Origin of the sequence: Litoribacterium kuwaitense, assembly GCF_011058155.1 — a bacterium.
Lineage (GTDB): Bacteria > Bacillota > Bacilli > Bacillales > DSM-28697 > Litoribacterium > Litoribacterium kuwaitense.
The window spans coordinates 39,037-51,022 of the sequence record NZ_JAALFC010000016.1 but is presented as its reverse complement, the minus strand read 5'-3'; the positions used below and the strand labels follow the sequence as shown (position 1 = coordinate 51,022).

The 11,986-nt window shown below is 46.5% G+C and carries 10 protein-coding genes and 1 pseudogene; 6 read left to right on the top strand and 5 right to left on the bottom strand.

What is annotated here, in order from left to right; genetic code table 11:
• Positions 1-45: 45 nt before the first annotated feature.
• Both hag (G4V62_RS10040) and hag (G4V62_RS10035) read right to left on the bottom strand, forming a co-directional pair.
• The gene (gene hag / locus G4V62_RS10040; RefSeq protein ID WP_165201787.1) at positions 46-909 is read right to left on the bottom strand and encodes a flagellin Hag; all 864 of its coding nucleotides are present in this window, start codon (positions 907-909) and stop codon (positions 46-48) included.
• Positions 910-978: 69 nt separating this feature from the next.
• Positions 979-1,845: a flagellin Hag gene (gene hag / locus G4V62_RS10035; protein WP_165201775.1), complete on the bottom strand. Its 867-nt coding sequence runs from the start codon at positions 1,843-1,845 to the stop codon at positions 979-981.
• A gap of 277 nt (positions 1,846-2,122) precedes the next feature.
• Between hag (G4V62_RS10035) and G4V62_RS10030 the strand changes: the two genes are divergently transcribed.
• The 3 genes from G4V62_RS10030 to G4V62_RS10020 are packed head-to-tail and all read left to right on the top strand — an operon-like array spanning position 2,123 to position 3,349.
• Complete coding sequence (locus G4V62_RS10030) at positions 2,123-2,665, top strand: TetR/AcrR family transcriptional regulator (protein WP_165201764.1); 543 nt, start codon at positions 2,123-2,125, stop codon at positions 2,663-2,665.
• Positions 2,665-2,982 (top strand): DMT family transporter, encoded by a 318-nt coding sequence (locus tag G4V62_RS10025; protein WP_165201762.1) that lies wholly within the window; start codon positions 2,665-2,667, stop codon positions 2,980-2,982. The genes G4V62_RS10030 and G4V62_RS10025 overlap by 1 nt, the downstream gene beginning before the upstream one ends.
• 4 nt (positions 2,983-2,986) lie before the next feature.
• Positions 2,987-3,349 (top strand): DMT family transporter, encoded by a 363-nt coding sequence (locus G4V62_RS10020; protein WP_165201760.1) that lies wholly within the window; start codon positions 2,987-2,989, stop codon positions 3,347-3,349.
• Between the two features lie 30 nt (positions 3,350-3,379).
• Here the strand turns inward: G4V62_RS10020 and G4V62_RS10015 are convergent, their stop codons facing one another.
• Positions 3,380-3,922 (bottom strand): GNAT family N-acetyltransferase, encoded by a 543-nt coding sequence (locus tag G4V62_RS10015; protein ID WP_165201758.1) that lies wholly within the window; start codon positions 3,920-3,922, stop codon positions 3,380-3,382.
• 188 nt (positions 3,923-4,110) lie between these two features.
• Between G4V62_RS10015 and G4V62_RS19870 the strand changes: the two are divergent.
• Positions 4,111-5,639 (top strand): annotated as a pseudogene (locus G4V62_RS19870) (amidase).
• A 269-nt stretch (positions 5,640-5,908) separates the two neighbouring features.
• On the opposite strand, the gene G4V62_RS10000 reads toward G4V62_RS19870, so the two are convergent.
• Positions 5,909-7,933: a heavy metal translocating P-type ATPase gene (locus tag G4V62_RS10000; RefSeq protein WP_165201837.1), complete on the bottom strand. Its 2,025-nt coding sequence runs from the start codon at positions 7,931-7,933 to the stop codon at positions 5,909-5,911.
• A 288-nt stretch (positions 7,934-8,221) separates the two neighbouring features.
• Here G4V62_RS10000 and G4V62_RS09995 point away from each other — a divergent pair, with 288 nt between their 5' ends.
• Both G4V62_RS09995 and G4V62_RS09990 read left to right on the top strand, forming a co-directional pair.
• On the top strand, positions 8,222-9,604 hold the full coding sequence (locus G4V62_RS09995; RefSeq protein WP_165201752.1) for a DUF2254 domain-containing protein: 1,383 nt from the start codon (positions 8,222-8,224) through the stop codon (positions 9,602-9,604).
• Positions 9,605-9,689: 85 nt separating this feature from the next.
• Positions 9,690-11,123: an endo-alpha-N-acetylgalactosaminidase family protein gene (locus G4V62_RS09990; protein WP_165201750.1), complete on the top strand. Its 1,434-nt coding sequence runs from the start codon at positions 9,690-9,692 to the stop codon at positions 11,121-11,123.
• 168 nt (positions 11,124-11,291) lie between these two features.
• Here G4V62_RS09990 and G4V62_RS09985 read toward each other — a convergent pair whose 3' ends face one another.
• Positions 11,292-11,780 carry a flavin reductase family protein gene (locus tag G4V62_RS09985; protein WP_165201748.1) on the bottom strand — a complete coding sequence of 163 codons (489 nt, stop codon included), beginning with the start codon at positions 11,778-11,780 and terminating at the stop codon, positions 11,292-11,294.
• Positions 11,781-11,986 lie beyond the last annotated feature (206 nt).

The window sequence follows — 11,986 nt, the reverse complement described above, 5'->3', positions numbered from 1 at the left end:
CCATGTGTTTATTAGCACGTCCATGTGCTTTAATTTAATTCAAACTTATCGAAGAAGCTGAAGAACGCCTTGTGGCTGTTGGTTCGCTTGCGCAAGCATCGCTTGAGACGCTTGAGAAAGGATGTTGTTCTTCGTGAACTCCATCATTTCCTTCGCCATGTCAACGTCACGGATACGAGACTCAGCTGCAGTCAAGTTCTCAGCAGATGTACCGAGGTTGTTGATCGTGTGCTCAAGACGGTTTTGGTATGCACCAAGCTTTGAACGTTCAGCTGATACGGTTTCAATGGCATTGTTGATTACAGTAATAGCACTGTCGGCAGCACCTTGTGTTGAGATATCAATCCCAGCCGTCGCTGTAGCAGGCGTAGTCGCATCAGCAGCAGGGGTCCCAGTGCCGTCATCAACACCCAAAGAGTTTGCGTCCATAGCACCAATTGCAAGTGTAATACTCTGACCTTCGTTAGCACCAATATGGAACGTACCGCTAAAATGGCCACCTAATAAATTTTGCGTATTAAACTCTGTATTGTTCGAGATTCGTGTAATCTCTTGTGCCAACTCGTCTACTTCTTTTTGAAGCTCTGCACGGTCAGCATCTGTGTTCGTGTCGTTGGAAGACTGAACCGCTAGCTCACGCATTCTTTGCAGGATGCTGTGCGTTTCGTTTAAAGCACCTTCCGCTGTTTGGATCAAAGAAATACCGTCTTGGGCGTTACGAGTCGCTTGCTCAAGACCACGGATTTGTCCGCGCATTTTCTCAGAGATCGCTAGACCTGCAGCATCGTCGCCAGCACGGTTAATGCGGAGACCAGACGATAGTTTTTCCATATTACTTTGTGTTTGCGTGTTGTTGAAAGTCAATTGGCGATGAGTGTTCAACGCTGGTAGGTTATGGTTAATAATCATGTTTGTTCACTCTCCATGTGTTTGTTTTTGAGGCACGTCCTTGTGCCTGTATTTTAAATCAAACTCATATTAACGAAGTAATTGCAGAACGCCTTGTGGCTGTTGGTTCGCTTGCGCGAGCATTGCTTGCGACGCTTGAGAAAGGATGTTGTTCTTCGTGAACTCCATCATTTCCTTCGCCATGTCAACGTCACGGATACGAGACTCAGCTGCAGTCAAGTTCTCAGCTGATGTACCGAGGTTGTTGATCGTGTGCTCAAGACGGTTTTGATACGCACCAAGCTTTGAACGCTCAGCTGATACGGTTTCGATTGCATTATTCACCGTAGTAATTGCCGCATCTGCATCAGTTTGCGTTAGAATACCACCTGTACCTGTTGACGGATCAACTTTAAGCGTATTTAATGCGACGCCACCACCGCCGCCATCAGTTCCCATCGCTGTCGTATCCATGTTGTTAATCGTTAGAGAAATATTTTGTGTTGCATTTGCACCGATGTGGAATTTCACATCTGCTGCAGAACCATCAAGCAATTTCTTTGTGTTGAACTCTGTATCTCCTGCAATACGATCAATCTCATCGATCAGTTCATTAAATTCTTTTTGCAGCTCGCCACGGTCAGCATCTGTGTTCGTGTCGTTGGAAGATTGAACCGCTAGCTCACGCATTCTTTGCAGGATGCTGTGCGTTTCGTTCATTGCACCTTCGGCAGTTTGAATCATTGAGATGCCGTCTTGGGCGTTACGAGTCGCTTGCTCAAGACCACGGATTTGCCCGCGCATCTTTTCAGAAATCGCAAGACCAGCTGCGTCGTCGCCAGCACGGTTAATACGTAACCCAGACGATAGCTTTTCCATGTTGCTTTGCGTTTGTGTGTTGTTAAAGCTCAATTGACGATGAGTGTTCAACGCTGGTAGGTTGTGGTTGATAATCATAGCCTTTTCACTCTCCATGTGTTTAGTTTTATAGGCACATCCTTGTGCCTATGTATGGCGAACTCTCAAACGAGAGGTTTTCCACCATTCGAGGAAGTACTTCTCACTCTCCTCAGCACTTATATCGTCATAAACGAGCATAGGTTTAGTTCTTTTTACACGTTTTTTATATCTTTTGTTTTCCGTACAATATTTTTTGATTGACAAAACGGACGTTTTTCGTGTATTTTTACTATACCGTCCAGACGGTTTACTTGTATTGGAGGTGAGTTCACTCATGACGAAAAAGGAACAGTTGCTTGAGGCAGCGTCGCGAGTGATTGTCCAGCAAGGGCTTGATCAGCTGACGCTTGATGCCGTTGCACTGGAGGCTGGTGTCAGTAAAGGAGGGCTCTTGTATCATTTCCCTTCGAAAGATGCACTGATTGAAGGCATGAACCGGAAGGCACTGTCGTTTATGAATCAAACCATTCATGAAGAGATTGAAAAGCTCGCAGATGATGACCCTTACCGGTTTACGAAAGCATTTGCGGAAGCGACGTTAGTGAGCCTCGAGGACCCGAAAGAGCTGAATATGAACTTAGCGCTGTTGGCAGCAGCGGCTAATCAAAATACATTGATCTCTTTATGGCAGCAACAGTATGCGGAATGGCAGCAATTTTTAATAGAAGAATCTCGACAGACGCACCTCGCGCTCACGCTGCGTTTTGCTTGTGATGGCTTATGGTTTAGCTATATGTTTGCCTTGGCGCCGCCAGATGCAGACGAAGCACGACAAGTCATTGAAGGAATTTTACACATGATGGAGGTCGAGGCGTAATGAGTTATCTCTTTCTCGGTCTAGCGATTGTGCTTGAAGTCTTCGGTTCGACGATGCTGAAGCTGTCTGAAGGGTTACGTCACATTCGGCCGACGATCGGTTTTTTTCTCGGCTTTGGCCTTTGCTTTTATTTTTTGTCCTTCGCTTTAAAAAGCTTGCCGCTCGGGATTGTTTATGCAACGTGGAGTGGCGTCGGAACGATCTTAACGGTGATGATCGGCGTCTGGTGGTTTCAAGAACGGCTCTCTGCCAAAAATGTATGGGGGCTTTTTTTTCTGGTTGCCGGTCTGATCGTATTAAATAGTGCGAAAGGGTGAGTTGATGCGAGCGGTGATTTATATGTCCATTGCGATCGGGTTTGAAGTCTTCGGTTCGACGATGCTGAAGCTGTCGGAGGGTTTTACAAAACTATGGCCTTCACTCGGCGTGTTTCTCGGGTTCGGTGTCGCGTTTACGATGCTGTCCCTTGCTTTACGTTACATTCCCTTGTCGTTGGCGTATTCGACATGGTCTGGTGTCGGAACAGCACTGACGGCGCTTATCGGAATCATTTTGTTTCAAGAAAGCTTTGGGATCGTTAAACTCCTCGGCCTCTTTCTCGTCATCGTCGGCATCGTCTTACTCAATGCGCGACAGCCTGCACCCGCAGCACAAGAAGTCAACAGAGAAAAAGCCGCGAGCTAAACGTATGCCGCAGCTTTTTTTCGTCTATTTTTACCCTTGCCATTCTTCATCCAGCATGCCATAGACGACATGATCGACGTAACGGGCACCGAGCCGTTCCGCCTGGCGGATGCCCCCCTCTTTCACAAACCCGAGCCGCTCGGGAATGGCGCGGCTTTTTTGATTGTCTACCGCAGCGCGCACCTCTGCTTTACGAAAGCCTAAATCGCGAAGCGCGTAATTCGTTAACGCCCGAACCGCTTTCGTCATTAAGCCGTTTCCTTGATAGCCTTCACCAAGCCAATAGCCGATATGAGCCGTCCGGTTCGTCCAGTCCAGTTGATTAAAGCTTACGACGCCAGCGACTTCGCCTTCAAACTGGATGACAGCTGTTAAACTCTTATTCTCTGCATAGCCCTTTCGACACGAATCGACAAAAGCTTTTGTATCGTCCACTTTTTTCGTGTGATCGACCCATGGTAAATATTCTCGTAAATATGGACGCGACGCATCCGTTAGTGCGAAAAGACATTCTGCGTCTCGTGGCTCGATCAGGCGTAAAGCGACCTTCTCATCAATCTGGTGGATAAACATACAAAAGCCCCCTTGTTGGATGAAATTGGATTCATTTTATAGAAGACTTTATCAAGCGTCAATAGCGAATGAGATAATTTTTTTCTTCTTAGCTGTGAGATGATATGGTGAGAACGACGCCTCTCATCTGTCAGTATAGTATAATAGAATAGATTTAATTAGAAAAATATGAAAGATATGGTGATTCCATGGATTTACATACGTATGTACAAGCCGACGCAACCGAATTAGCCGATTTCGTTCGTCAGAAAGAAGTGACGCCGAAAGAGTTGCTGACACTGAGTATTGAGCAAATGGAAAAAGTGAATCCCGAACTGAACGCCGTCGTCCATGAGCGTAAAGAAAAGGCGTTAGCCACTGCGGACGAGTCCCCATCCAGTGGTCTTTTTGCCGGCGTTCCGACGTTATTGAAAGACTTGTCTCATCAACTCGAAGGCGAACGCATGACGTCTGGTTCGGTGCTTTTTCAACATATGATCGCAGAGAAAAACGCCGCCTTCGTAGATGCATTGTTACAAGCGGGACTCTTGCCGTTAGGTCATACGAATACGCCGGAGTTTGGTTTGAAAAATATTACCGAACCGCGGCTGCATGGGCCGGCACGCAACCCGTGGAACACTGACTATTCTCCGGGTGGGTCGAGCGGCGGCGCAGCAGCAGCCATCGCCGCAGGTATCGTTCCGGTAGCGGGAGCGAGTGACGGTGGCGGCTCGATTCGCATTCCAGCTTCATTTACCGGATTGTTCGGCTTAAAACCGACGCGCGGCCGTACACCGGTCGGTCCAGGTGTCGGCAGACAGTGGCAAGGGGCGTCGATCGATTTTGTCCTTGCAAAAAGTGTCCGTGACAGCGCGGCATTGCTTGATGTGACGCAAACGATCCAGCCCGCCGCTGCTTTTCAAACGCCGCTGTACCCTGGTGTTTACCGTGAGACGATGAAAGAGCCGATCCCTAAACAATTACGGATTGCGTACAGCACCGAGTCTCCTGTCGGCACACCCGTTTCTGAATGTGCGAAGCGTGCCGTTTTAAAAACCGCTGCATGCTCGAGGAACAAGGACACATCGTTGAAGACATGGCGGCGCCAATCGACGGCGTAGACTTAATGAATCATTATTATGTCATGAATTGCGGGGAAATGGATGCAGTCGTTCGCGGGATCGAACAGGCAACAGACCGTAAACTTACAGAATACGATTTAGAAATCGAATCGTGGATGCTCCATACTGCAGGCACACAGATTACAGCCGCAGAATATTCGCTGAGCCTGGCTGCCTGGGATCGTGCTGCAGCAAACATGGCCCACTTTCACGAGACGTACGACTTTTACATCACACCGGCAACCGCCGCGACAGCACCAAAGGTCGGCGAGCTCACCCGTTCACGCGAAGAACAGGAACAGCTCCGTGAACAAATGCGCACTGCCAAGCAAAGTGAGCAGTTGGCGCTCGTTTACGACATGTTCCTGCCGAGCTTGACGTACACACCATTTACACAACTCGCCAATTTAACCGGCCAGCCAGCTATGTCTCTGCCGCTGCACTTATCTGACGAAGGCTTACCACTCGGTGTCCAAGTGATGGCTGGAAAAGGGGAGGAGCATCGCTTACTCAATTTAGCGTATCATCTCGAGCAATCTGACCTATGGCACGGGATGCAAGGAAATCCTTATATGGCGACCGCTGAACAAAGTACCTCACAAACGAATCGTCGCTAGAGAAATCCGCTCAATTCTGCGGGCTTCAATGAGCCTCGGGGGTAAAAAACATGAAGAGCGCATGACATCAAATGTTTAAACCTTGATGTCATGCGCTTGTTTAGTTTATTCAGGTGTAGTTCCCTTTTCTTTTTTAGCACTAGCTTAAGAACGCTTGCCCACTTAAACGCAATATTAGTTTAAGAAAGGACGGGCGACGGATCAACAGCGAAGGTGACATCGGGACATACGAGCGACACCTTCGCTTGTGCATACAAAACGCATCCCACTTAATCCGCCGTTAACATCCGTGCATTAATCGCTACAACGACGGTACTAATACTCATTAGCACCGCACCCACTGCTGGACTGAGCACGATGCCGATCGGCGCGAGAATCCCTGCTGCCAGTGGTATGGCAAGAATGTTGTAGCCAGCTGCCCACCAGAGGTTTTGCACCATTTTCCGATACGTGTTGCGCGACAGGTCGATGATTGACAAAATGTCTTTCGGGTTGCTTTTGACGAGCACGATGTCCGCTGTTTCGACCGCAACGTCTGTGCCGCTCCCGATCGCAATCCCAAGATCGGCTGTCGCCAGTGCCGGAGCGTCGTTGACTCCGTCTCCGGTCATCGCGACTTTACGGCCGTCCGCTTGAATCGATTTGACTTGATCTGCCTTGTGATCTGGCAGCACTTCCGCGTACACTTCATCCATGTCCAGCTGCTTCGCTACCCAGTGGGCGACCTGCTTGTTGTCACCGGTCACCATAATTGAATCAATATTGCGCTCTTTCAACGTGGCGATCGTTTCTTTTGCAGAGTCGCGGATCATATCGGCCAGTGCGATCATCCCTGCCAGCTCACCTTGGACGAGGACGAATACGACTGTCTTTCCTTCACTGGCCATCCGGTCAAACGCCTCTTCATCGTAAGCAATGCCTTCGTCACGTACGTAGCCAGGGCTCACGACGAAAATATCCTTTCCCGCTACACGGCCGCGCAAGCCTTTCCCTGTCATAGAAGAAAAATCTTCGACGGGCTCAAGATCAAGCTCTTCTTCCTTCGCTTTGTTTAAAATGCCTGTCGCCAACGGATGCTCTGAATGCTGCTCCACGCTAGCGGCATATTGCAAAATGGCTTCGTTTTCCTCACCTTCAACAGGAATAATATCGGTCACACCGAATTCGCCTTTCGTTAATGTACCCGTTTTATCAAAAATCACTGCATCAAGCTTTCGCGCGCTTTCAAAAGGCGTCCGATTGCGGATGAGCAACCCTTTTTTCGCGGACAATGATGTGGACACCGCAGTCACGAGTGGCGCCGCTAATCCTAATGCGTGCGGACAGGCAATAATCATGACCGTTACCATGCGCTCAAGCGATGTATCAAATGTGAACCCGAGGCCAAGCCACGTAAATAAAGTGAGAAAACCTGCGGCTAAAGCGATGTAAAAGAGCCACTTCGCTGCCCGGTTAGCTAAATCCTGAGCTTTTGACTTTGACTCTTGCGCTTCTTGAACGAGTGTAATGACATTGGATAAATACGTATCTTCTCCCGTGTGCTTCACTTCAATCGTCAAACTGCCCTCTTTGTTGATCGAACCGCCGATCACTTCGTCGTTTTTCGCTTTTTCGACTGGGACCGATTCTCCGGTCAACATCGACTCGTCAATTGCGGATTGTCCTTCAAGAATGACACCGTCCACGGGCATCTTTTCTCCTGGTTTGACGAGCACATGATCTCCTGCTTTTAATTCGGAAATTTTTACTTCTTCATCTTTGCCATCCTCGCCAATCCGATGCGCTGTGTCTGGCATAAGTTTGACAAGTTCTTGCAAGGCGTTGGAAGCGCCCATGACTGATTTCATTTCAATCCAATGTCCGAGAAGCATAATGTCAATGAGCGTCGCCAGCTCCCAGAAAAAATCTTTCCCCGGCCAGCCAAAGACAACAAATGAGCTATAGCCGTATGCAACGATAATGGCGAGACCAATGAGTGTCATCATGCCAGGACTCTTATCTTTCACTTCATCGATAATCCCTTTTAAAAACGGCCAGCCCCCATAAAAGAAGACGAACGTGGCTAGCGCAAATAAAACGTATTGATCGAATGGAAATGCCAAGTCGATGTTCAGAAACTGCTGAATCATTGGTGATAATAGCAAAATCGGTATCGTCACAGCGACTGAAATGTAAAAACGTTGTTTGAAATCTGACACCATATGGCTATGATCATGCCCTCCATGATGTCCTCCACTTTGGGAATGGTGGTCATTATGGTGATGATCGTGCCCGGTTTGTTTTTCGTCGCTCATTGACTCCGTGCGTCGATTTGCCTTTTGTTCTGTTTTATCTGCACTTTGATGGTTGTGGTGTGAATGGTTTCCATGATGTTGTTTTGTCACATCGGTTCCCTCCTACGCCAATAGATTTTGCGCTGAGCGCTCTCTCTATTCACGTTATACCCTTATAGGGTATACGAAAACATCCTATTTATATTTTCGTAATTTTTCATCTTTTATTAAAACACATTCAAACACATTGAAGAGGTTATTTTCACTAACGATCGGGGTACGTTCAAAAATGATTGAGGTGATGATTATATGCAACACTTTCAAAAATGTCGCGATCAAATAGTATCATTTATTAAAATGTCAACTCGCGAACGACAACAGCTCCTATTTACAAATCTTTGGATGACGCCAGCCCTGTTTTCAGTATCGTCACTGTTTTTATTTGGTGTCATTGCTTGGGCAGACCTAGTCATGAAAGCAGGGGAAAGCATGCCTTCCGTATTAAGCTCGGGCTTTTCGTTAACACAATCTCTGCTTAGTACACTCACCGGTGGATTGCTGTCACTCACGTCCTTTACGTTTTATGGCGTGCTAACTGCCCTGACGACGTTTTCTTCGCAGTTTTCACCGCGCATCTTAAAAAATTTCATGCTCCATCGCATTACACAGCGGACGCTCGGTATTTTTATAGGAAGCTTTTTATTTGTCCTCCTTTGCCTTTTATTTGTTGAAGATGGAGACGACACCCAATACAGTTTAATTCCTTTAACAGCGACGTTGCTTGCTTTGCTATCTTTAAGCGCTTTTGTCCTTTTTATTAACCACATTGTCAATTGGCTGCAGATTACAAATATGACAAGCTCCATGAAGGAAGAGTCGACATCCATTATCGAAACGTCCATGCTTCAAGAACTAGACCCGTATCGTGTGACCAAAGAAAATGCACAGATTGACCACGTGAAGACCGATCATGCCCGTACGTTATATGCCGACCAATCCGGCTACTTAATTACCGTCAATTTTCGTGATCTTCTTAAACAAGCGGAACAAGACAATCTAGTCATCCAGCTTCAATACAACGTTGGCAATTATGTCTTTGGAACGAACCCGCTTTTATTATATTGGGGTGACACAGACATCGACCGCGCTAAGTATTTGTCGTTTTTCCGCTTTGGCAAAAATCGAACGGAAATTCAAGACATCGAATTTAGTCTCAATAAATTCGTGGAAATTGCCATCCGTGCGCTTGGGAACTACGATCCACGTACCGCGATCCGGACATTTTACGAAATCGGCGACTTGCTCATTTACATTTCGCAAAATGTCAATTTCAGTCCTTATTTAAATGATTCGTTCGAAAAGCTTCGACTGATTTTACAGGAACTAAAATTTGAGGATTATTTATATATCGGCTTTGCCTCCATTCGTCACTATGCAAGAGGAAATGTCGTCGTCACTGTCGAATTGCTAAAAATTCTTGATGCGATTGCTAAAGGGGCTTGCAGGCGTGACCATGAGGCAATCTGGAGCTTTGCCGTATATACAGCACGTGGGTTTGAATACGAATATATGCATAACCTGGATAAGCAAAAATTTTACGATGCGCTACATGATATTGCTGAAACGACAGGAAATGCAGAAGGCTTTGAGGAATTACTTGCATATATTCAAGAGAAAAATCTTCAGCAGTGATCGTCGTCAACACCGTTTGGCGACCGACACCCCAAGTTTGCTTTTTAATCCACAGAAAAATGAAGAACCTATATATTCAAGAGGAGTGATCAACATCAAAAATTCAAAGGGAAATAATGATCAATGGCGTCGTATTTCGGGAGATCCATACGACTGGACTTTAACGCTCGCACCAGAGCGACCATACATCCACGATTATACGAACACCTTGACGATGAAGCTGCTCATGTCAGTACCAGACGGTGCAGGCGGGTCAAACGTATTTTGCACATTTGAACGCGCGCTCCAAACGATCAAGGAAACAGACATACTTACAAGACACATCGCAAAAATCGTCTATCTAGTCGGCTGGCAATATAATGGACACGATGACAAATATCCTGCATGGGATGAAGTCAACCCAGCGTTAAAACGACCAGAAGACAACAGTGCACGGGACAGCTATTTGTGGCTTGCAAAGGAAGCGAAAAAATATAATACGACGATCAGTGTCCATACGAATATGACCGACGCTTACGACGACAGCCCCCTATGGGATACCTATGTCACCAACAATGCGATTGCGCACCATTCAGATGGCTCATTGATGCAAATTGGCAACTATAATAACCGACCTGCCTATCAAATATGCTATCACCATGAATGGGAGAGTGGACTGGCGGTACAGCGCATAGATAAGCTCATCGACCTTCTCCAGCTTGACGACGCCGGCACAGTCCACATCGATGCTTATTTCCCAAGAATGAATCCATACTTTGGTATTAGCGAGGAAGAACAATCGAGCTACATGCGTAAAACAATCCGTTATTTTCGGAATTGCAGGATTGATGTCACAAGTGAAAATTTTTCGCATTTACGAAATGACCCTTTCATTGGGCTGCAGCCGTGGTCGTGGTGGTTCGATCAAACACGTGAACAGCATTTCCTTGAAAGGCCAGCGTCCCTCGTAAGTGGCGGATTAATTCGTGATTACACATTGCCTGGCATTCCACATCGGATTGACTTAGCGTTTTTATTTGGTACGAGTATGCATGGTGAAGATATTTTTTATGACCACGAAAGGACGGCGTTTCGTGATCAGTGGCACGCGTTATTTATAGAAAGATACTGCCTCACGACTCTACGTTACCAATTTTTAAACCAGCTCCAGCGGATCAAACTGGATGGTGAAGCAGAGCGTCGCGTCATATCCTATTCAAACGGAGTGACCGTTCACCTTTACGATCAAACGATTCGACAAAATGGTCGCTTGCTACAGCAAGGAACCAACCTTATTCTTCCAGCCCTCTGGAAAGATGATATTGAATGTATTGCCTATAGCAAGGACGGCTATGACACGAAGACTTGGTCACTTCCCGAAGAGTGGGAACATATCGACTCAGTCAGCATATATCAAATAACACATCAAGGGCTCGTCCTCATCGATCAAAACCGCTCGCTTCATGAGGGTACGCTTGAGCTATCATTAGAGCCAAATACAGCAGTCGTCATTCGCCCTTCAAATGCGCCAATGGACTGAAACGCACCAAAAAAGGAGCGCGTCTACGTGTAGATACGCTCCATCTTACTGTTGGGAAAAGACCTCACACTTGGCAATCATGACCTCATACCCGAGCTTCTCTTCGGATTTTTGCTCGATTACATTTCGAGCTTGGCTGAGGAAAGAACGACTCAAGTCCTTCAACCTCTATGAATGCCACTCACCAGGCATTTTTCGGATACCACGGTGATAATACAGCATTGGATTCTTCTTATTGTTCTGAATATCAATGACACGACCGATGAGAATGTTATGGTCACCAGCATCGACGACTTGATACGTTTCGCATTGGAATACGGCGGCAGCACCTTCGAGCACCGGAAGTCCATGTTCAGAGACATTCCACGCGCACGAGGCAAAGCGATCAATATCTTTTTTAGCAAATGTCCAACAGACGTCCTCCTGATCCTCGGCAAGCACGTGAATAGCAAAACGCTTTGCCTGTAAGAAAGTCGGCCTGGAATTTACATTGTGATCGATTGACCAGAGCACGAGCAACGGATCAATCGAAACAGAAGCGAATGAATTAACGGTTAAACCAACCGGTGAACCCCCCTCTTCTTGAGTGGTCACGACGGTTACACCCGTCGGATATTTAGACATGACATCCTTAAAGGTTTGTTGATGATCTGTCATCGAAAAAAACTCCTCCCCTCTTACTGACTATGTATACACGAACCGCTCAATATTGTTATATATGGTTGCGATTCAAACGTGTGATTGAAAATTAATCTCAATGTAAGTTATATCAAAGTTAACTAGACAATTGCAAAAAAGAAGACTTATTGAGACAAAGAAGCTAAATTAACGTTATCCCATCTACTTTCTCGGGTTTATTTTAT